Below are 18,569 nucleotides of genomic sequence, written 5' to 3' on the forward strand. Positions count from 1 at the left end.
GGCACAATCAACCAATTACATACATAATCGGTATCAACAAACTTGGCACACTATTGAGTTCTCAAACAACAGACACACCCGGCACCACCCAAACCCTCGTTCAGGATCGCTCCGGAGCAACTTTTCAAACTTACCCGATCCTCCACCGCGAAGCAAATCCATCTTTCAGGATCCGCATCGAATTGAAGACCGCCCCAACCGATTTCCAGCGCCCTAAAGAGCAACCAGATTTTGGCTTTGATTGGGGTTTTTGGCCACCCGGTGATCAGTTCTTCACTGTCTCCCCCGCGGCGACTTAGAAAACAATACACGCAGTCCGGGCCCACCGCAAACCGGCCCTCAGGGGGTAGGAAATCCCCGGGATTCCGGGGCGATACGCGTGGTGGGGCACCCAGGAAGCCAACCGGCGTCGGAATTCCACCCTGTGTGCTGCCGCACAGCCCACCGGACCGGCGCCCACCTGCCACGGCTTAACGCAGAAGGGCCGGCAACCCTAAGGTTGCCGGCCCTTCTCAAGCAGCTGGAATGAGCGGTGCTGGATTACCAGGAAGACTTGGTGATGCCCGGGAGTTCGCCCTTGTGTGCCATGTCGCGGAAACGGACACGGGAGATGCCGAACTTCTGGAAGGTGCCACGGGGGCGGCCGTCGATGATGTCGCGGTTACGCAGACGGATCGGGGACGCGTTGCGGGGCAGCTTCTGCAGGCCCAGGCGGGCTGCTTCGCGTGCTTCGTCGGTTGCGTTTTCGTCAACCAGGGTCTTCTTCAGTTCGAGGCGCTTGGCAGCGTAACGCTCAACGATGACCTTGCGCTGCTCGTTGCGAGCAATCTTGGACTTCTTAGCCATGTTTAGCGCTCCTCTCGGAATTCGACGTGCTGGCGGATCTTGGGGTCGTACTTCTTCAGGACCATGCGGTCCGGGTCGTTACGACGGTTCTTGCGGGTTACGTAGGTGTAACCCGTGCCCGCGGTCGACTTGAGCTTGATGATCGGACGTACGTCCTTGTCCTTAGCCACTAGAGCTTCACCCCACGAGCCAGGATCGAGGCGACGACTGCGTCGATGCCTCGTACGTCGATGGTCTTGATGCCACGAGCAGAAACCTGCAGCGTGACGTTACGGCGCAGGGACGGAACCCAGTAGCGCTTCTTCTGAATGTTCGGATCGAACCGACGCTTGTTGCGGCGGTGCGAGTGCGAAATGCTGTGCCCAAAGCCCGGCTCGGCTCCGGTCACTTGGCAGTGTGCTGCCATGACTTCTCCTCAAGAATTGAAAGTAATGATCCGCATATCTGCTGCTGGACCATGCTGCCAAGTGCGACCCACAGAATGTACGGGCAACGGTTAGTCACGCAACTTGAGCCCCTAACTACCGGCCACCCTGGAGAAAATTACCGGGCAACCGGAGCAATTGCGCACGCTCCGCGCACTTAGCGCCTACCAAGTCTACGAGTTGACGCAATTAAAGACCAATCGGGTGTATAAGAGGTACCCAAAGGCGGAAAGGTCACAGCCGCCGCTGACCCCTTTTCACAGCCTGGACATAGCTTCCCCACGCATGTTTGATCCATGAACACGCAGCTCCTGCCGGTATCACCGGCCGCAAGCAGCTCCGGCCGCCCGGAGCTTTCACCACCGAAGATACCCGCCCGCGGCTGGTTCGCCCGCCAGTATCGCCAGCGCATGCTGCGGACGGACTTCCTGACCGTCATTGCCTGGGCATCCGTGGCTGCCGCCATCGCCTTGTGGCTGGCCGACGGCGGTGCCACCAACATCACGTCGCCCGCCGCACTGTTCACGGCGGCGGGAATCGTGGCCGGGCTGGCGGGCATGGACCTGGTCCTGCTCATGCTGCTCCTGGCCGCAAGGATCCCTTTCATCGACCGCACGATCGGGCATGACCGGGCCCTGGAATTCCACGGCAAACTGGGCAAGCCCTCCCTTTACCTCCTGTTGGCACACGGCCTCCTGCTCGCCGTCGGGTACGGCATGGCCGAGGGACTGGACCCGGTCAGCGAATCCATCAACCTGTGGGTGCAGGTCCCCGATATGTGGCTGGCGTTCGTCTCCATGGCTCTGTTCATCGCCGTCGTGGTGACCTCCCTGGTGGCTGTGCGCCGGCGCTTCCCCTATGAGTTCTGGTACGTGGTCCACCTGCTGACCTACGCAGCAGTGGCAACGTCAATCCCGCACCAGTTCAGCGTGGGCGGCCTCTTTGCGGCCGGCACCTGGCAGCGGTGGTACTGGCTCGCCATCTGCATCTACACCGGCAGCGCCCTGGTGTACTTCCGCATCCTGGAGCCGGTGCTGGCCACCGCGCGCCACCAGCTGACGGTGGCCCGCGTGGAAGCTGTGGCTCCCGGCGTGGTGAACATCGTCATGAGGGGCCGGAAGCTGGACCAGCTGGCAGGGACAGGCGGACGCTTCTTCATCTGGCGCTTCCTGGCGCCGGGCATGTGGTGGCACCCCCATCCGTTCAGCCTGTCCGCGGAGCCCGTCGTCAACGGCCGGGACGGCCAGGGGACGCTGCGGGTCACTGTCCGGAACCTTGGCGACGGGTCCGCCCAGCTGCTCCGGCTGCGGAAGGGCACAAAGGTGGCCCTGGAGGGTCCCTACGGATTGCTCAGCACGGCAGCCCGGACGAAGAACAAGGTGGTGATGATCGGCGCCGGCATCGGCATCACCCCCCTGCGGGCGCTGCTGGAAACCACGCCCTTTGCTCCGGGCGAGGCGACCGTCCTGCTCCGCGGGCACACAGAAGAGGAGCTTTACCTGGGCAGCGAAATCCTTGACCTCTGCCAGGCCCGAGGGGTGCGGCTCTTCCACCTCACCGGGCCGCGGGGCCACGGCCGGTCCACTTGGCTTCCCGAGGACTCTGTGCGCCACGGCTACAGCCTTGCCTCCTATGTGCCGGACATCAGGGATGCGGACGTCTACGTCTGCGGCCCGGCGGCGTGGGCGGCCAACGTCATTGCGGATGCCGGGAAGGCCGGCGTCCCTGAGGAACAGATCCATCACGAAAGGTTTGACTGGTGAAAATTCGCGGAACAGTCGCAGCAGCTTTGGCCTCCGCCGGGATCCTCCTGGCCGGCTGGCAGACAGGCACCCAAGTCAACGGCATCAGCACCGTGGCATCAAGTACGACGGCGACAGGCACCACGGGTGCCACCGGCACGGGTTCGTCCGGCACGGGGACAGGTTCGTCCGGTTCGGCTGGGTCCTCGAGCTCATCGGGCACAACAGGTTCCTCCGGTACTACAGGTTCTTCCGGGTCCTCCGGGTCCACTAACTCCTCTGCCTCCGGCACCTACAAAGGAAACACCGTCCAGACCCGGTTTGGCCCCGTGCAGGTCCAGATCACGGTGGCGAACGGGAAGATCACCGATGTCACGGCGCTGCAGCTGACCAACACGGACGGCAAATCCATCCAGATCAGCAACCGCGCGGCACCCCTGCTCCGCAGCAAGGTCCTGGCGGCACAGTCGGCCGATGTCCAGACCGTCAGCGGCGCCACCATCACCAGCGACGCCTACCTCACCTCTCTCCAGGCAGCCATCGATGCAGCAAACCTCTGACGCACAGCCGGCAGCCACCGGCACGGTCCTCAAGGCCCGCACCTTTGAATGCATGGGAACGGTCATCGGCCTGACGATGCCGGTGGGCTCGCCCGCGGAAGGGCAGCCGGGGCTCGACGAGCTCGGTGCCGCCACCGCCGTCGTCGAACGCCTGTTCCGGGACCTGGACGAAACGTTCAGCCTGTACCGTCCCGATTCGGAGGCGAGCAGGCTGGCGTGCGGTGACCTGAAGCTGTCCCACGCCTCGGCGCAGATGCGCGAGCGGTACGCCGAGGCCCATGAGTGGCGCCTGGGTACGGAAGGGGCCTTCACCCCTGAAAGGCCCGACGGGGTGCTGGATCTGTCCGGGATCATCAAGGGCCATGCCGTCCGTGAGGCCGGGACGTCACTCCTCGCCCTAGGCCGGCGGGACTGGTGCCTCAATGCCGGTGGCGACGTCCTGGTCAGCGGCTCTCCGCACCCGGGCAGCGCTGAGCCTTGGAAAGCAGGCGTGGTGGACCCGGCGGACCGCCAAACGCTCATCACCGCACATCCGCTGGGCGGCACGGGGCGGCACAAGGCGATGGCCACCTCCGGCTCCGCTGAACGTGGCGAGCACATCTGGCGGGTGGGAAGCGGCACCCGTGACGCCGGGTTCGTCCAGGTCACCGTTGCCGCCGCTGATATTGTCACCGCCGACGTCCTGGCCACGGCCATCGTTGCCGGCGGAACGCCGATGCTGGACCGGGCCGCTGACAACTGGGATGTTGCCGTGCTGGCCATCCACGCGGACGGCTCGATGCTGGCGACCCCGGCGTTCCAGCCGGCGTAAAAAAGCTACAGCCGGGTGAGCTGGGGGTACCTGGGCTGCAGGTTGTCCCCGGAGGACTTGCCGGTGACACGGCGGACCACCCACGGCGCCGCGTACTCCTTGAACCACTGGGCGTTGACGCGAATGGCCTCGGCGCGGCTGAGTTCCGGGACCTGCGTCATGGGCGGGATGTCGATGGAGTGGTCGTACTTAAGGACCTCGAGAACCCGCTTGGCCATGTTCGCGTGGCCGGCAGCGGACATGTGCATCCGGTCGTGGGCCCACATGCCCCAGTCGTAATATTCGCTGAAGCGCCAGTAGTCCACCAGCAGGGCGCCGTGGTCCCCGGCGATGCCGCGGACCAGTTCGTTGTAGATGGCAGTGCGGCCGCGCATGGTGCCGAACACCTTCGAACCCCGGGCGTCGAAACCCGTGAACATCACCACGGTGGCGCCGGTGGCAGCGAGCTTCGCCACGGCGTCGTTGTATTCCACCAGGAGATCATCGATGTCCACGCGCGGGCGGAGGATGTCATTGGCGCCGGCGTAGATGCTCACCAGTGTGGGGTTGAGTTCGACGGCGGCGTCCACCTGCTCAGACAGGATCTGCCGGAGCTTCCTGCCGCGGATGGCTAGGTTGGCATAGCCGAAGTCCGGGTCGGCGGCGCAGAGCTGTTCTGCCACGCGGTCGGCCCACCCGCGGACGCCATTGGGACGTGCCGGGTGGTCGTCACCGACCCCTTCGGTGAAAGAGTCGCCAAGTGCCACGAATCGGGAAGTGAAATCCATCCGGTTAGTTTGCCGTCCGTTGCCGGGAGCAACCAATCGACCGGTATCTGCCCCGGTCAGCCCTGCTTCTCGCGCAGGATCCAGTGGTCCGTATCCAGCCGACCCACCACTTTCTCGCCGATCCGCGCCAGGTCCAGCACGTCCTGTTCGGTCAGGGCGTCGAGGAACAAGTCACGGACGTCTTCGACATGACCCGGGGCCAGGCCCACGATGGTGGCCATGCCTTCCTCAGTGAGGTGCGCGGTGGTCACCCGGGCGTCGGAGGGGTGCGGGCGGCGTTCCACCCATCCGCGCTTCTGCAGCTTGGTCACCACATGCGAAAGGCGGGACAAGGATGCACTGCTGCGGGCGGCGAGCTCGCTCATGGGCAGGAACCGGTCCTCAGCTTCGGACAGCATGGCCAGGACGGTGTAGTCGAAGAGGGACAGCTTTCCCGCGGCATGCAGCTTCGTGTCCAGGGCCGCGGGCAGCAGCGTATTGATGCTCACCAGTGCCAGCCAGGCACGGCGTTCGTCAGCGTTGAGCCAGCGGGGTTCGGTCATGTTCCCCATTCTACGATTGATCCTTCAAGTAGCTTGTGCGGCGCCGGTAGGCTTGCCCCATGTATGTTGTCTCCCTTACCTACCGTGTGCCCCAGGAGATCGTCGACTTCCACAACGACGCCCACATCGCCTGGCTGCAGAAGGCGTTCGACGACGGCGTGTTCATCGCCGCCGGCCGCAAGATTCCGCGTACCGGCGGGTTGCTGCTGTCGCAGGCCGAACGGGAAACCCTGGACGCGAGCCTGTCCCAGGATCCGTTCTACACCAACGGGGTTGCCGACTTCGAAGTAATGGAGTTCCACGCGGGCCGGGTGGCCCCGGGCTACGAAATCCTGCTGGACACCCCGCCGCAGCCCGCACCCTAAGGCGCGATGCCTTCGTAAGGTGCGCTGCCGCCGTCGGACGTTCCCGCGGCGAGCTTCTTCAACCCGCCCTTCCGCGGGACTTTGACCGGCTGGGGCCAGCGCGGGGTGAGGGTGTCCCCCAGCGTGACGCCACGGAGCTTGCGGCCGAAGAGCGGCAGGACCCAGTCGTGGACCCAGCGCCGCTGGCGCCGCTCCCACTCGCGCAGGCTGGGCCGGGCGGGCGGTTCCCAGTCCCTGGGCTTGATCTTGTGCGGCACGCCCAGCTGGTCCAGCACCTGCCCGGCAAGGTATTTGTGCCCGGCCTTGGACATGTGGAGCCGGTCCGAGTCCCACATCTGCCGGTCGTGGAAGGCGTCCAGGCACCAGTAGTCCACCAGCACGGCCCCGTATTTATCCGCGATGTCCCGGACGCGCTGGTTGTAGTAGGTGTTGCGCTTCTTCAGCGGTTCCAGCAGCGCGGACACCTTGACGTCGAATCCCGTGAAGAGGACCAGCGTGGCCCCGGTACCGGCCAGCCGGGCCACCAGCTGTTCGTAGTCCGCCATGAGCGCGGGCATGTCCGTCTTCAGGTCCAGGATGTCGTTGCCGCCGGCGTAGAGCGTAATCAGCGTTGGCCGCATCCGCAGCGCAGGTTCCAGCTGCTCGTCAACGATGTGCCGCAGCCGCTTGCTCCTGATGGCCAGGTTGGCGTACTTCCACCCTGGCTGCGCTTTGGCGAGCTTCTCGGCCACCCGGTCGGCCCACCCCCGCACCCCGTTGGGCAGCCGCTCATCCCGATCCCCCACTCCCTCGGTAAACGAGTCGCCAAGGGCAACAAACACCCGCCCGGAGTCAGGAAGCAAGGGATCACAGGGCACCACGCCAACCTAACCCCACCATAGAAAGCGCAGGGAAAGCCGAGGTAAAGCAATGGTGACGAACCCTTGCAGCCGGAGCCGGGGGCTTGCGTAGGAGCGCATCGCCGACAGGAGCGCAGTGAAGGCCGCCCGCGGCCGAAACGCAGCGGAAGGAGGTGTCTAAGCGACGGCAAGCCGCCGGTTCCGGCGTAGCCGGCAACGGTGCCGGGGCTACCCTTCGGCTTTGCCCTGCCGCCAGTACCCCATGAACGCCACCTGTTTCCGGTCGATCCCCACGTCACGGACGAGGTACCGCCGCAGCTCCTTGATAACCCCTGCTTCGCCCCCCATCCAGGCGTAGAAGGGCAGGGCACCAGTTGGTAAGTGCGGGTTCCTGGAGCCGCTGATGACCGAGGATTCCAGGCGTGCAGGCGTCTCCCAAAGGATGTCCACGTCCACGTTGACGTCATCGGGCTCAGGCCCGGCGCCGCCGTCGTCCGCCGTGATGCCCACCCAGCCGGGCACGGGGACGGCGTTGCGCACGGCCTCCTGCAGCAGCTGCCCGTGCGGCCGGGACCGTCCGATGGCGGCGCCGCGGGCCAGCCAGGTGATTTCGATGTCCGCCGGGGAGCTGAGTTCCAGGAAGTCGGCGGCCTGCGGGACCTCCAGGAAGGCGTGCCCGCTCATGTACGGCGGGAGGGTTTCGAGGATGGCGGAGAGGGCGGGAACAGCGGTTTCGTCACCGGCGAGCAGGACGCGCTGCGCCATGCCGGGGCGCCACTCGATGCCGGAATAGGTTTCCGCGGTGACGCAGTGCGCGGCGCGGTTGTTCGGGCCTATGAGGGTGAGCGGGTCGCCAGGTTTGGCCTTGGATGCCCAGTCCGCGGCCGGCCCGGCGTGTCCGTGGTCGTCGGCGTGCATCACGAAGTCGACGTCGATCTCCGGGTACACCGCATCCAGCCGCGCCTCCCGGACCGTATAGGTGCGCATCGATCCGCGAACGGCCGGGTCCATGGCCAGCCAGTCCCGGTACCAGCCCGCGTGGCCCGTGTCGAAGGCGGGGAGCGGAAGTTCCGCGCCATCCGGGGCCTTCGACGGGATCAGGAGTTTGATCCGCAGGTCCAGGGTCTCGCTGTGGACGCCGAAGTCACGCAGCGAGTAGCCGCCGAACGTGATCCTGCGGAACGTGGGGCTCAGCTGCTGGACAGCGGACACGGTCACCTCGAAGGCAAGGCTCATCGGCTGGGTGGCGGTTGGCTGCCCAGCGCTTTCCCGGGTCTTCATGAAACGAGCTCCAGTTCGGTGGTTGTGGCGTGGTGGCGGCCGATGGGAATGATCAGCGGGGTGCCGGAGACGGGATCCGGGATGACGCGGCTCTCCAGGCCGAAGACGTTCCTGACCAGGTCCTCCGTCACCACGTCCCCCGGGGAGCCCAGGGCCGCGACGGTGCCGTCTTTCATGGCGATGACGTGGTCCGCGTAGCGTGCGGCCAGGTTGAGATCGTGCAGGACGATGGCCACGGTGGTGCCGCGCGTGCGGTTCAGGTCCGTCACCAGATCCAGGACCTCCACCTGGTGCGCAAGGTCAAGGTAGGTGGTGGGTTCGTCCAGCAGCAGGACGTCGGTTTCCTGGGCGAGCGCCATGGCGATCCAGGCCCGCTGCCGCTGCCCGCCGGACAATTCATCCACGTTCCGCCCGGCGAGCTCCAGCGTTCCGGTGGCTTCCAGCGCGCGCTGCACCGCGAGATCATGTGGGGATGATTCCCCTTCACTCCAGCTGCGGAAGAAGCCCTGGTGCGGGTAGCGCCCCCGGCCCACCAGGTCGCGGACGGTGATCCCGTCCGGGGCGCTGGGGTGCTGGGGAAGGAGGCCCAGGGTGCGGGCCAGTTCGCGTGCCGGACGGGAATGGATGTCCTTGCCGTCCAGGGTCACGGCGCCGCCGGCGGGTTTCAGGAGCCGGGAGAGGCCGCGCAGCAGGGTCGACTTTCCGCAGGCGTTGGCGCCCACGATCATGGTCACCCTGCCTTCCGGGATTCCGACGCTGAGCCTGTCCACCACGCATCGTTGGTCGTATTTGAGCGTCAGGTCCTTGGCTTGGAGAACTGCCACGTCAGGCATCCTTTCGGTTGGCTGTGACCAGGAGCCACAGCAGGAACGGGGCGCCGAGCGCGCCGGTGACCACGCCCACCGGCAGGACGGTGCCGCCCAGCAACAGGGGCGCCAGGTTCGCGGCGAGGAAGTCCGCGGCCAGGACGATGAGAGCCGCCACAAAGGCCGACGCCGGCAAACTGGCTTTGCCGGTGAAGCGGCGGGCGATGGGACCGGCCAGGAAGGCGACGAACGAGACCGGCCCGGCAGCCGCCGTCGCCACTGCTGCCAGTGATACCGCGATGGCCACCAGTGCCAGGCGCGCGGTGTTGACCCGGACGCCCAGGCCGGCGGCTGCGTCATCCCCCAGTTCCAGGATGCGCAGCGGCCCGGCGATAAGCCCGGCCGCGGGAACCAGGACGGCGAGCGCGAGGAACAGGATCCCTGCGCGGTCCCAGTTGGCGGATTTCAGGGATCCGTTCAGCCACACCAGGGCGTCGGCGGCGGTGCGGATTTCAGCGCGCGTCATCAGGAAGCTGACCACGGCCTGCAGGGCGGCCGCGATCCCCACCCCTGCCAGGACCAGCCGGTTTCCGGCACCGGTTCCCCTGCCAATTCGGCGGGCTCCGCGGGAGATCGCGTAAATCAGGGCCGCCACGGCCAGGGCTCCCGCCAGCGCCGCCCCGGACACCGCGGCACCGGATACGCCGAAAACAACGATCGCAACAACCGCCGCCGCGCTGGCCCCGGAGCTGATGCCGATGACGTCGGGGCTGGCAAGGGGGTTGCGGAGCATGGTCTGGAACAGGGCGCCGGCCAGGCCGAACGCGATCCCGATCAGGGTGCCGATGACGGCACGTGGAAGCTTGTTCTCCATCACGATGAAGCTGGCGCCGGGAATCTTGATGCCGCCGGTGAGGTGGTTGATGACGATGGTGAAGAAATCCGGGATGGTCACCGTATAACTGCCCAGCAGGACGGACGCGAAGAACATCAGCAGCGCGGCTGCGGCGAGAATCCCCGTCCGGTTCACTCCGCGAGATGGCAGATAACCCCAATGTTTGGGCGGGGGACTGCTGCGAAGTGCCATCTCGCGGGGTTGGGTGGGGGTTGCAGTCTCCTTGGCACTCACAGCCCGGCCCCCTTGCCGCGGCGGACCAGCCATACGAACACCGGTGCGCCTACCAGGGCGGTCATGATCCCGGCCGGGACCTCACCGGGCAGCAGCACCACCCGGCCAACGATGTCCGCGCCCAGGAGCAGCGCCGGGGCGGCGACCAGGGAAAACGGCAGGATCCAGCGGTAGTCCGGGCCGGTGAGGAATCGGACGGCGTGCGGGACCACCAGGCCCACGAAGCCGATGGGCCCCGCCAACGCGGTGGCCGTGCCGCACAGCAGGACGACCCCCAGTGCCACCACGGCGCGGGACAGGCCCACCCGTTGGCCCAGGCCGCGGGCAATGTCGTCGCCCAGGGCCAGGTTATTGAGGCTCCGGCCGGCCAACAGCGCGATGAGCGCACCGGCTGCCAGGAAGGGCAGGCCCGGCAGGAGCACTGACCAGTCCCGGCCCGCGATGCCGCCCACCTGCCAGAAGCGGAACCTGTCCAGCGTGTCCTGGCTGGAGACGAGGATGACGTTCATGAGCGACGACAGCCCGGCGCTCAGCGCGGCTCCCGCCAGCGCGAGTTTCACCGGGGTGGCACCGTCCCTACCCAGCGAGGCGATGAGGTACACCACGACGGCGGCCGCGGCGGCCCCGGTGAACGCGAACCAGATGTAGCCGGTGAAGGTGGTGACGCCGAACACGTAGATGCCGGCGACCACCGCCAGGGCAGCTCCGGCGTTGACTCCGATGATGCCGGGATCGGCCAGTGGGTTGCGGGCAACACCCTGCATCGCGGCACCGGCCAGGCCCAGCGCGCCGCCCGCGAGCAGGCCAAGGACGGTGCGAGGGATGCGGGCGCGCACCACGGCATGGTCGCCATTGGCGGGATCGAAGGCCGTCAGGGGCTGCCACACGGTGCCGAGGGGAACGTCACGCGCGCCCACGGCCAGCGATATGCCGGCCAGGAGCACCAGCACGACGACGGCGGCCAGCAGCCAGGCGGCCCGCCTCCTTCCCGAAGCATCACCGCGGAGGGTGCCCGGGGCTGCCGTGGCCGACACCTGGGCGCCGTTGTCCGCTGGCGGACGCGCCGTCGTCGTACTCATGGAGGTGCGCCTACTCCACTGCATCCGCTGCCGTGGCCAGCTGCGGCAGGAACATGTCCAGGGACCACGGCAGGCTCAGCGGTGATGAGGCCGAGATGGAAAGGGTCAGCGTGTTGTCCGAATCGGCTACCAGGGCGCCGTTCTTGATGGCGGGGATCTGGCCCAGCAGCGGATCGGCCTTGATGGCGTCGGTGGTTGAGGCGTCCGGGACCCAAGTGACGAAGATGTCGGACTGGAGTTCGTTGGCTTTTTCGGCGGACCACGGAATGTAGAACCCCTTGGAGCCCTTGGAGTTGTCCGCCACCACCGGGGCCAGGGTCATGCCGATTTCGCTGAGGAAGCGGGGGCGGTTGTCGTTGGCGGTGTAGACGTTCACGCCGTCGCCCTTGGCGGGCTCCAGGTTGCCGTAGATGAAGCTCTTGCCTTGGATCTGCGGGTACTGGGCGACCTTGTCCTTGACGGTCGATTCGGTGTCGGAAACCAGTTTGGCGGCTTCGGCGTCCTTGCCCAGGGCCTTGCCGGTGATGGTGGTTGCGTCCTGCCAGGAGGTTCCGTAGGCCACGTCCGGCTGGGCCACCACCGGGGCGATTTCGCTGAGCTTCCTGTAGTCCTCTTCCGTGAGGCCCGAATAGGCGGCGAGGATGACGTCCGGGCTGAGCTTCGCGATCTCGGTGAAGTTGATCCCGTCCGCCTCGGAGTACTGGGCGGGAGCCTTGGCCGAACCGAATCCGGCGCCCAGCTTTTCGAGGGCCGCATCTTTCCAGGGGGTGGATCCCTTGTCGTTGCCGCCCCATTCGTTCTTGGGGACGCCCACCGGAACCACGCCCAGGGCGATGGCGACGTCGTCGTTCACCCAGGAGACGGTGGCCACCCGGGTGGGCTGCTTCTCAATAGTGGTGGTGCCGTACACGTGGTCGATGGTGACCGGGAACTGGGCGCTGCTGCCGTCGTTGCTTGCGTCCCCGACAGAGGAGGCGGGCCCCGTGCTGCAGGCGGACAGCGTGAGGGCTGTTGCGGCCAGCACTGCCGCAGCCTTACCGGCGGATGAGAAGAGGGTCCGCCGGGTTGGATGGCCGGGGAAGAAGGGGTTGGTCACGGGACTCCTTGGATCAAGCTGACGAAACTTAAGTAAGGCTAACCTATGTAAATGGCAATTACGCAACTGTTTTGTCACCTAATCCGCGTAGGGTGACGAAGGCGACACTGCCTGACCAGCTCCTTGAACAGGACCCGCATCATTTGGCAGGATGGCCCTTGCCGGTCCGGGCTTTAGGACACCGGATGGCTGAACAGGAACAGGACAACGGGAACCATGCGCACGCAGAAGGCCAGCTGGGCCGCCGCTGCCTTGGAGAGCGGGGTGGCCGCTTTGGCCTGCACCGCGGGAACTGACTGAATCCCCCGTTACCCTTGGCCCGGCTCCGGGCCGCCCACCTTCACGAAAGTTTCAGCCATGCAATCAGTCACACCCCAACAGATCCGTTCATCCTTCGTCAACGCCAGCCGGTCAGAAGCCGCAAAGCTGACGCTGCCCAGGAACTTCGACTCCCTGGACTGGGACAGCCTGGAGTTCCTGGGATGGCGCGATGACAAGATGCCGCTGCGCGGCTATCTGGTGGTTCCGGGACCTAAGGGCCTCACCGGGATCATGCTCCGCGCCCCCGAAGGAGGCGCCAAAAAGAACCGGTCGGTGCTGTGCGAGCTTTGCCGGGACGTGTTGTCCAAGGAGGACGTCCTCCTGTGGGTCGCCAAGCGGGCGGGCCAGTCCGGACGCAACGGCAACACCGTCGGAACCTTAATCTGTGCCGACTTCGTGTGCTGCGGCAACGTCCGCAGGGAACCGCCGGTCAATGAGATCAACCCCGATCCCGCCGCCGTGGTTGAACGCCAGATCAACGGCCTGCAGGACCGGACGGCGCAGTTCCTTGCGCGCGTTCAGGCCACGTAGAACGTCGGGCCAAGCAGGCGGGCAGGGAACCCCGTTCACTCCCTGAACGGGGTTCCCCGCTTGCCGGTCAGCGGTAGGAAAAGCTCATCAGCACCGACTTCAGCGTTTGGCCTTCAGCGCTCCAGTACCAGGCTTTCGCCGCATCATCATCGGCAAACGGCTGCCCGTCGAACAGGACGTCCGCGCTCAGGACCCGGTCGCCAAGCAGCACCGGACCTTCCCGCACCTGCCCGTCCGGGGAAACAGGCAGTCCGGCCGTGAGTTCCATGCGGTACCTTGCGGTGCCTTCACTGCGGTCCACGAAGAACGACGAATGCGGCGTGGGGACAGAATGGTCCCGGAGGCCCAGGACGGGGTCTGTTTCGATGACGGTCCGGGTGGCAGAGCCGGCCACGACGTCGGCGATTTGGCCGTAGTAGATGTTGATGCGGCTGTTTCCTTCGGTGTCGTGAACCGTGGCCGTTCCCACGTACGGAGTCTTCGACGGCTCGAAAACCTGCACCGTCCAGTCCGCCGGATGACTGAAGGACAGCCGGCCATCGGGAAAGGTGAAGGTTTCCGGACCCGCGGGAACCGGTGACGATGTGGCGGCGGGAACTACTGACGGAGCCGGGTCCGGGGCCACTGTGGAAATGGCGGCGGACGCCGGGGATGACCCGCCATCGCGCGGGGTCCCGTCGGCACAGGCCGCGAGGGGGAGCAGCACAGCAGCGAGCGTCAGCGGTGCAGATTGCAGGAGGCGCATGGGAATGCCTTTCAAGAGGACGCCATCGTTCTCTTGGGGAACAGCGCGGACCCAGCATCCAGCAGTACCTATGGGATTTATTCAGGCGAGGTGTAGTTGGTAAAGCCCAGAGTGGCACAACGAAAACACCAGCCACCATTACCCGGACAATAAATCCATCAATTTGTTATATCCAATTTGTTATATAGCTGTTCCCGATCAGCGCAGAACGATGTCCACCGGGTTCGCTTCCGACCGCCAAACCCCTTCCTCCCCCGGCCGGGGACGGATCACCGGCGCCGTGAGGACGCCGGAACGGTTGGTTCGCCGGTCGCGGAGGATCTCGGTGACAGAGCCCAGGTGCCGGGACAGGTCGATCACGTTTTCGGGTGCGGCCAGCAGCAGCTGGAAACCGAACTCGTGCAGCGCCTTGATGCCGGCGCCGGCGAACTCCTCCGACGCGAGCACGAAGGCCTCGTCCATCATCACCGTGCCGTAGGTGGTGAAGCCCTGCTCGGCGATGCCCAGCTGGTAGCTCAGGGCCGCGGCCATGATGAAGGCGGTGAACCGCTGCCGCTCGCCACCGGACATCGAACCGGTGTCAGCGTGCATGAACACCTCGGTCTTCTTGCCACTGCGTTTCCCGTTTGACGGCGTTCCGGTGACTTCCCTGTGCTCCTTGCACTGGATAAACAGGTGCCCGCGCACGTCCAGCACCTCGGCCCGCCAGCGCCGGTCCTCGGGCGCCTGGGAACCAAGCCGCTTCACCAGGGTTTCCAGGGACTTGTAGCGGGCGGTGAGCTCGCCGTCGTCGTCCTTTTCCGGCCCGGAACCCTCTGCACGGCTCGCTTCCGCTTTCGCCGGCCGGGTGTGCCGGGCCTTCAAGGCGCCCTGGATGGCGTCCTTGAACTGCTTGGCCGTGGGCGGCAGCGTCTGCTTGATGTCCAGTTCCAGGTAGCTTCCCTCGTGGAAGTTCACCTGCGAGAGGATGCCGTTCAGGGGCAGGATGCGGCTGGTGATGGAACGGCGTTCCTCGTCCAGCAGGTGCAGGAGGGTGCTGAAGGACTCGTGCGTGCGCTGGTTGAAGAACTGGCGGAACTCCGCCTCCTGCGCGGGCAGTCCGTCGTTGACGATCGCGTGATAGCGCGCCTCGAACTCGCTTGCGGCGCCGATGCTGGTCCCATGGTCAGCCGAGATGGCGCTGCCCCACTCGCGCACGAAGCCTTCGAAAATACGGGTAAGCCGCTCCGCCGTCGCCTGGCCCCGCGACTCCGCGGTGTGCAGTTCGCCGAGCAGTGCGGTCCGGATCCGGTTGGCCAGGTTGTCCAGCTCGTGCATCTCAGTGATGTCGCCAAAGTCGGCGAAGTAGGGTTCCAGGGCTGTGACGGTGGCGGCCGACGGCGGTGCCTCGGCCAGACGGTCACGCGCGGCTTCCAGCAGGGTGTCCGCAGCGGTCAGCTGGCGGTCGAGTGCCTTGTATTCGCTTTGCAGGACGGCGGCGGACTCAGTGCTGGACTGGTGCTTGTGCCGGACCTCCTCGATGGTGGCGCGGAGCGGCTCCAGGTCGGCCTGGGCAGCAAGCGCATCCTTGAGCCGCTGCTCGATCCGTGCGAGCTCATCGGCGGCCACCGCGGCAGACACCTGTTCCCAGGGGCGGTCGTCTTCGGCGATCCGCCGCAGTGCGTCAAGCTGCCGGCTCATGCCCTGGTGCGAATCCTCGCGGCTCTGCGCCAGTTCGGCGGCCTTGGCCACTTCCTCCCGGAGGTCCTCCACCTGCCCGGCCACGAGCTCCAGCTTGGCCGCGTTGTCGAAGCCCAGGACGTAATCCTGGCGGCTGGTGAAGCGGTCGTCCTTCTCCACCGTGTGCCGGTTGCGCTTGACCACGCCACCCAGGCTGAGCCCCTTGTCCAGCGTGGCCAACTGGTCCGGGTCCTCCACGCAGGGATAGGCGAAGTCCATGGCGATCCGCTCCCGCACCCATTCCCCGGCTTCGGCAGCCGCGCCCGAGGCGAGGATGTCCAGCTTGGTGAGCAGGTCGCCGTCGCGCGTGTCCTCCACGGCGAGCGCGCCGCCTGCGAGCGGCTTGGAGACGTCCACTGCCCGGAGCGCGCCCCGGACGTTGTGGTCGTTGAGGTAGCGGGTGACGGCGCCGAAGTGCTCTCCGGGGACCAGCAGGGTGGTGGCCAGGTTGCGGAGCGCGCGTTCGGCAGCGGGGCGCCACCGTTCCTCCCCTTCCGCGAGGTCCATCAGCTCGCCGGCGAAGGGCATGCGGTCCTCGGGGATGCCGGTTGCGGCGGCAATGGCGGCGCGGTTTTCAATGCTCGACGGCGGCAGCAGGGATTTGCGCGTCTTCAGTGAGACAAGTTCCTGCTCAGCCGCGGCCAGTTCCCGTTTCCGGCTGGCATGCGCGTCGAACGCCTCGAACCGCAGCTCCTGCAGGGCCTGCGAATCATCCTTCAGCTCAGCTGACCGGGCCGCCGCCTGCTCGTGTGCCTGCTCCCAGCCGGCAGCGCTCCACTCGAGCTGCAGGCCGGCGTCGGCCAGTGCCTGCTGGGCTGCCTCCTCCACCTGTTGGCGGAGTTTCAGGCCAACCCGGGCGTTCTCCAGCGACTGCTCGATGGCCGAGATCGCGTTGCCGCCCTGGTTGTTGTAGTCGGTTTCCAGCTGCCGCAGGTCCTTGGCAAGGGCATCGCGGACCGCCCGTTCAGTGCCGAGTTCCTTGGCCTTTGCCTGCGCGAGCTCGCGGAAACGGACCAGGGTCTTCTGGTGGACCGTGACGGCCAGCTGCTGCCGGTAGGCCTCGAACTCCCCGCCCACCAGCTCCCGGAGCCGGTTCGCGTCCAGCAGCGACTGCGCATACTCCCTGTTGAGCCCCGGGACCGGAGCCAGCTGGTCCCGCTGTTGCCGGACGTCCTCCAGCCGCTGGCGGATGGACATCAGGTTGCTGAACTCCTCCACCACATCGTCCGCGGCGGCGAGCGTTGCCGGTGCGTCGAGGACCTGGTCGCGGAAGAAGGTGTTGACGCTGCCGCCCAGCCCTTTCCCCGCCTGAATCACGCGCAGCAGGGGCAGTGCCTGGTCCGAGCTGATCCCCAGGAGGCGCCGGAAGCGCTCCGCGAACGCCTTGTGGACGTCGAACACCTGGGCGTGCGGGAAGATCGTCTCCAGCGCGCCCTTGGTGAACCGCTTGTCGGCGATGCCCTCAACCGCTTCAAGGTCCAGGGGAACGTTGTCGATCAGGTAGAACCGGCCGACGCTGGACTCGGTCCCGTTCTTGGGCAGGTCGAACAGCGCCGAGACCGTCACCCGCGTCCCGGCGGCGTTATCGAACGTCAGGGCGACGGCGGACCAGGTCGCCCCAGGGCGCTGGAACGCACTCGCCGAGCCCTCGCCCACGGCTTTGTCGCCCACCTTGCCACGCATGTACGTGAAAGTGGTCCGTTTGTCTTCTACGGCACCCGAACGCTGCGCGGCGGCTTCGTTGGATCTCGGCCGGGCGTCGAACACCCGCAGCATCGCATCGAACAGCGTGGACTTGCCCACGCCCGAGTTACCCGTCAGCAGGGTGCCGTTCCGGTCCACGTGCATCGTGTGCGCCCCGTGGAACGTCCCCCAGTTGACCACCTGCACCAATGCCAGGCGCATTTGCCCCGGGTTGGTCACGTCCCCCAACGGAAGCATGCTCGCGATCGTCACTTGGTCACCTCAGTCTTGGTCGCCTTTGGCTCCGCAGCCGATGCCGCCCCCGCCCCTTCGCCGGGCGGCATCCGTCCTACGGACGATGCGCCCGGCTCCGACAGGCCCGATGCCACTCCCTGGGCGGCATCGGCTGCTTCGCCTTCTCGTCCGTCACCAGAGGCGGCATCGGCGTCGTCGTCCCCCGCGCCTTCCTCGTCCTCGTTCTCGTTCTCGTTCGAGGAAGACTCGGCGTCGAGGTCCAGCATCGCTTCTGTGCCGGTGGCGTCTGCCGAGGCCGCTACCAGGGCCTCGATGTGGGCCGGGATGTCGCCGATGTTCTCGAACGGGAGGGCCAGGGGCAGGGCGTTGGAGATGGTGTAGACGTCGTCCAGGCCGGTGGGGAGCAGGAGCTGGCGGGCCAGGAGCTTGGTGATGGCGCGGGTGACCACGTCCGAGTCGCGCAGGGCGTCCTGTTGGCCGGCGGGCTGGTAGTGCGCCACCAGGTCCGTGATTTCCTCGCGGGTGATGGTGGGGTCCGTCTGGGCCGTGACGTGCCGGTCCAGGAGCAGGCGCAGCCGGAGCAGCACGATGGTTTCCACCCGGCTGAGGGCGCGCTGCTGGCGCAGGATGCTGGACCGGCTGTTGCCGCCGATTACCTCCGGCTCCACGGGACGCAGGACGGCGATCTTCCGCTCATGGTCCAACTGCAGGGTCAGGAAAAGCTCGGAAAGGCGGCTGCGTAGGATCACCTGGTTGTCGAGCAGGACTGTCCAGAGCTTTTCGTCCCGGCCGCCGTCAATGTAGGGGCCCTTGAGGAGCTTCACCAGGGCCTGCCGCACCTTCATGGACAGGACTCCGGTGTCGCCGGGGAACAAGGCCGCGCCGTCGACGAAAGTGTCGCGCGGTGAAACAGGTCCGGGGTACCCAGTGCCCGATGCCGCCCCCGCCCCTTCGCCGCGCGGCTGATCTTCGATCAGCCCAGCGCGCGGCTCCGATAGCGGGTCCGGACTTCCCGGTGCTCGCAAGC

General features: G+C 66.5%; 19 protein-coding genes and 1 pseudogene. 6 read left to right on the forward strand and 14 right to left on the reverse strand.

Annotated elements, in window-relative coordinates; all coding sequences use genetic code 11:
- On the forward strand, positions 1–299 hold a 299-nt coding region (locus tag ACR65J_RS15435; protein ID WP_440170624.1), incomplete at its 5' end, for a hypothetical protein.
- Positions 300–540: 241 nt separating this feature from the next.
- Here ACR65J_RS15435 and rpsN read toward each other — a convergent pair.
- From rpsN to rpmB, 3 genes are read right to left on the reverse strand one after another with little or no spacing between them, the layout of a single operon-like run.
- Positions 541–846 carry a 30S ribosomal protein S14 gene (gene rpsN, locus ACR65J_RS15440; protein WP_009358853.1) on the reverse strand — a complete coding sequence of 102 codons (306 nt, stop codon included), beginning with the start codon at positions 844–846 and terminating at the stop codon, positions 541–543.
- A gap of 2 nt (positions 847–848) precedes the next feature.
- A complete protein-coding gene (gene rpmG, locus ACR65J_RS15445) occupies positions 849–1,016 on the reverse strand; it encodes a 50S ribosomal protein L33 (protein WP_013602737.1) in 168 nt (55 codons plus the stop codon).
- The gene (gene rpmB / locus ACR65J_RS15450) at positions 1,016–1,252 is read right to left on the reverse strand and encodes a 50S ribosomal protein L28 (protein ID WP_015938871.1); all 237 of its coding nucleotides are present in this window, start codon (positions 1,250–1,252) and stop codon (positions 1,016–1,018) included. The genes rpmG and rpmB overlap by 1 nt, the downstream gene beginning before the upstream one ends.
- Before the next feature lie 315 nt (positions 1,253–1,567).
- Here rpmB and ACR65J_RS15455 point away from each other — a divergent pair, with 315 nt between their 5' ends.
- From ACR65J_RS15455 to ACR65J_RS15465, 3 genes are read left to right on the forward strand one after another with little or no spacing between them, the layout of a single operon-like run.
- A complete protein-coding gene (locus ACR65J_RS15455) occupies positions 1,568–3,034 on the forward strand; it encodes a ferredoxin reductase family protein (protein ID WP_440170626.1) in 1,467 nt (488 codons plus the stop codon).
- Positions 3,031–3,573 (forward strand): FMN-binding protein, encoded by a 543-nt coding sequence (locus ACR65J_RS15460; RefSeq protein ID WP_440170628.1) that lies wholly within the window; start codon positions 3,031–3,033, stop codon positions 3,571–3,573. Before ACR65J_RS15455 ends, ACR65J_RS15460 begins: the two co-directional genes overlap by 4 nt.
- Positions 3,557–4,384, forward strand: coding sequence for an FAD:protein FMN transferase (locus ACR65J_RS15465; RefSeq protein WP_440170631.1), 828 nt, complete (start codon positions 3,557–3,559; stop codon positions 4,382–4,384). Before ACR65J_RS15460 ends, ACR65J_RS15465 begins: the two co-directional genes overlap by 17 nt.
- A 5-nt stretch (positions 4,385–4,389) precedes the next feature.
- Here the strand turns inward: ACR65J_RS15465 and ACR65J_RS15470 are convergent, their stop codons facing one another.
- On the reverse strand, positions 4,390–5,151 hold the full coding sequence (locus tag ACR65J_RS15470) for an SGNH/GDSL hydrolase family protein (RefSeq protein ID WP_440170633.1): 762 nt from the start codon (positions 5,149–5,151) through the stop codon (positions 4,390–4,392).
- A gap of 56 nt (positions 5,152–5,207) precedes the next feature.
- Positions 5,208–5,693: a MarR family winged helix-turn-helix transcriptional regulator gene (locus ACR65J_RS15475; RefSeq protein WP_440170635.1), complete on the reverse strand. Its 486-nt coding sequence runs from the start codon at positions 5,691–5,693 to the stop codon at positions 5,208–5,210.
- A 59-nt stretch (positions 5,694–5,752) separates the two neighbouring features.
- Between ACR65J_RS15475 and ACR65J_RS15480 the strand changes: the two genes are divergently transcribed.
- The gene (locus ACR65J_RS15480) at positions 5,753–6,058 is read left to right on the forward strand and encodes a YciI family protein (RefSeq protein WP_440170637.1); all 306 of its coding nucleotides are present in this window, start codon (positions 5,753–5,755) and stop codon (positions 6,056–6,058) included.
- Here ACR65J_RS15480 and ACR65J_RS15485 read toward each other — a convergent pair.
- The 6 genes from ACR65J_RS15485 to ACR65J_RS15510 all read right to left on the reverse strand — a co-directional run bounded on the left by ACR65J_RS15485 (position 6,055) and on the right by ACR65J_RS15510 (position 12,288).
- A complete protein-coding gene (locus ACR65J_RS15485) occupies positions 6,055–6,918 on the reverse strand; it encodes an SGNH/GDSL hydrolase family protein (protein WP_440170640.1) in 864 nt (287 codons plus the stop codon). The genes ACR65J_RS15480 and ACR65J_RS15485 overlap by 4 nt on opposite strands.
- 207 nt (positions 6,919–7,125) lie before the next feature.
- On the reverse strand, positions 7,126–8,178 hold the full coding sequence (locus tag ACR65J_RS15490; RefSeq protein ID WP_440170642.1) for a siderophore-interacting protein: 1,053 nt from the start codon (positions 8,176–8,178) through the stop codon (positions 7,126–7,128).
- Positions 8,175–9,002, reverse strand: coding sequence for an ABC transporter ATP-binding protein (locus tag ACR65J_RS15495; protein ID WP_440170644.1), 828 nt, complete (start codon positions 9,000–9,002; stop codon positions 8,175–8,177). Before ACR65J_RS15495 ends, ACR65J_RS15490 begins: the two co-directional genes overlap by 4 nt.
- 1 nt (position 9,003) lies before the next feature.
- A complete protein-coding gene (locus tag ACR65J_RS15500) occupies positions 9,004–10,071 on the reverse strand; it encodes a FecCD family ABC transporter permease (RefSeq protein WP_440170989.1) in 1,068 nt (355 codons plus the stop codon).
- Positions 10,072–10,109: 38 nt separating this feature from the next.
- Positions 10,110–11,192: a FecCD family ABC transporter permease gene (locus tag ACR65J_RS15505; RefSeq protein ID WP_440170647.1), complete on the reverse strand. Its 1,083-nt coding sequence runs from the start codon at positions 11,190–11,192 to the stop codon at positions 10,110–10,112.
- A 10-nt stretch (positions 11,193–11,202) separates the two neighbouring features.
- Positions 11,203–12,288 carry an iron-siderophore ABC transporter substrate-binding protein gene (locus ACR65J_RS15510; RefSeq protein WP_440170650.1) on the reverse strand — a complete coding sequence of 362 codons (1,086 nt, stop codon included), beginning with the start codon at positions 12,286–12,288 and terminating at the stop codon, positions 11,203–11,205.
- 357 nt (positions 12,289–12,645) lie between these two features.
- On the opposite strand from ACR65J_RS15510, the gene ACR65J_RS15515 reads away from it, so the two are divergent.
- Complete coding sequence (locus ACR65J_RS15515; protein WP_440170652.1) at positions 12,646–13,140, forward strand: FBP domain-containing protein; 495 nt, start codon at positions 12,646–12,648, stop codon at positions 13,138–13,140.
- 67 nt (positions 13,141–13,207) lie between these two features.
- Here the strand turns inward: ACR65J_RS15515 and ACR65J_RS15520 are convergent, their stop codons facing one another.
- The 3 genes and pseudogenes from ACR65J_RS15520 to ACR65J_RS15530 form a co-directional block, all read right to left on the reverse strand.
- Positions 13,208–13,885: a hypothetical protein gene (locus ACR65J_RS15520; protein WP_440170653.1), complete on the reverse strand. Its 678-nt coding sequence runs from the start codon at positions 13,883–13,885 to the stop codon at positions 13,208–13,210.
- A gap of 198 nt (positions 13,886–14,083) precedes the next feature.
- Positions 14,084–17,560, reverse strand: coding sequence for an ATP-binding protein (locus ACR65J_RS15525; protein ID WP_440170656.1), 3,477 nt, complete (start codon positions 17,558–17,560; stop codon positions 14,084–14,086).
- A 191-nt stretch (positions 17,561–17,751) separates the two neighbouring features.
- Positions 17,752–18,519: pseudogene (locus tag ACR65J_RS15530) on the reverse strand (DUF4194 domain-containing protein); the annotation flags it as partial.
- Positions 18,520–18,569 lie beyond the last annotated feature (50 nt).

It is taken from the genome of Arthrobacter sp. SAFR-044 (assembly GCF_059414985.1).

Bases quoted from the DNA above. Each gene is read 5' to 3' on its own strand.
- rpmB (WP_015938871.1), bottom strand. From the start codon at position 1,252: ATGGCAGCACACTGCCAAGTGACCGGAGCCGAGCCGGGCTTTGGGCAC.
- ACR65J_RS15520 (WP_440170653.1), bottom strand. From the start codon at position 13,885: ATGCGCCTCCTGCAATCTGCACCGCTGACGCTCGCTGCTGTGCTGCTC.
- ACR65J_RS15500 (WP_440170989.1), bottom strand. From the start codon at position 10,071: ATGGCACTTCGCAGCAGTCCCCCGCCCAAACATTGGGGTTATCTGCCA.
- ACR65J_RS15515 (WP_440170652.1), top strand. From the start codon at position 12,646: ATGCAATCAGTCACACCCCAACAGATCCGTTCATCCTTCGTCAACGCC.
- ACR65J_RS15455 (WP_440170626.1), top strand. From the start codon at position 1,568: ATGAACACGCAGCTCCTGCCGGTATCACCGGCCGCAAGCAGCTCCGGC.
- ACR65J_RS15475 (WP_440170635.1), bottom strand. From the start codon at position 5,693: ATGACCGAACCCCGCTGGCTCAACGCTGACGAACGCCGTGCCTGGCTG.
- ACR65J_RS15490 (WP_440170642.1), bottom strand. From the start codon at position 8,178: ATGAAGACCCGGGAAAGCGCTGGGCAGCCAACCGCCACCCAGCCGATG.
- ACR65J_RS15505 (WP_440170647.1), bottom strand. From the start codon at position 11,192: ATGAGTACGACGACGGCGCGTCCGCCAGCGGACAACGGCGCCCAGGTG.
- ACR65J_RS15480 (WP_440170637.1), top strand. From the start codon at position 5,753: ATGTATGTTGTCTCCCTTACCTACCGTGTGCCCCAGGAGATCGTCGAC.
- ACR65J_RS15465 (WP_440170631.1), top strand. From the start codon at position 3,557: ATGCAGCAAACCTCTGACGCACAGCCGGCAGCCACCGGCACGGTCCTC.
- ACR65J_RS15470 (WP_440170633.1), bottom strand. From the start codon at position 5,151: ATGGATTTCACTTCCCGATTCGTGGCACTTGGCGACTCTTTCACCGAA.
- rpsN (WP_009358853.1), bottom strand. From the start codon at position 846: ATGGCTAAGAAGTCCAAGATTGCTCGCAACGAGCAGCGCAAGGTCATC.